This is a genomic window from Exiguobacterium sp. s75, assembly GCF_018617145.1.
Classification (GTDB): Bacteria; Bacillota; Bacilli; order Exiguobacteriales; family Exiguobacteriaceae; genus Exiguobacterium; species Exiguobacterium profundum.
In genome coordinates, this window is record NZ_JACSJQ010000016.1 from 1 (window position 1) to 487 (window position 487).

Annotated in this window: 1 protein-coding gene; it reads left to right on the plus strand. The window is 51.5% G+C overall.

Going from position 1 to position 487, the window contains the following annotated elements; all coding sequences use genetic code 11:
* Positions 1 to 434: RNA-guided endonuclease TnpB family protein (locus KNO68_RS14875; protein ID WP_215112701.1), on the plus strand; the 434-nt coding region annotated here is incomplete at its 5' end.
* Positions 435 to 487: the final 53 nt, after the last annotated feature.

Genomic DNA, 487 nt, shown 5'->3' on the forward strand with positions numbered 1-487 from the left:
CGCTGTCACGCAAGAAGATCGGAAGCAAGAATCGTGAAAAAGCCAGGCTGATCCTCGCCAAGAGACACGAGAAAATCGCCAACCAACGCCAGGACTTCCTTCACAAACTGTCGAGACGGATCGTTGACGAGAACCAAGTCATCGTCGTGGAGACATTGAAGTCGAAGGACATGATGCAAAACCATAAGCTCGCCAAGTCCATCGGGGACGTCAGTTGGTACGAGTTCGTCCGTCAACTCGAGTACAAGTCAAACTTCTACGGACGGACGCTCATCAAGGCGGATCAATGGTTCGCATCTACGCAGATCTGTTCTTCTTGTGGCGAGAAAGGTCAGAGGAAGACGATGGATGTCCGTGAATGGACATGTGCCTGTGGCGCGCATCATGACCGTGACATGAACGCGAGCATCAACCTGTTGATGTTGGCAAACTAAAACGAATTCCTTCAGGGTGGGAACCACCCGACGAGCTTGGTAAACAATCGTGG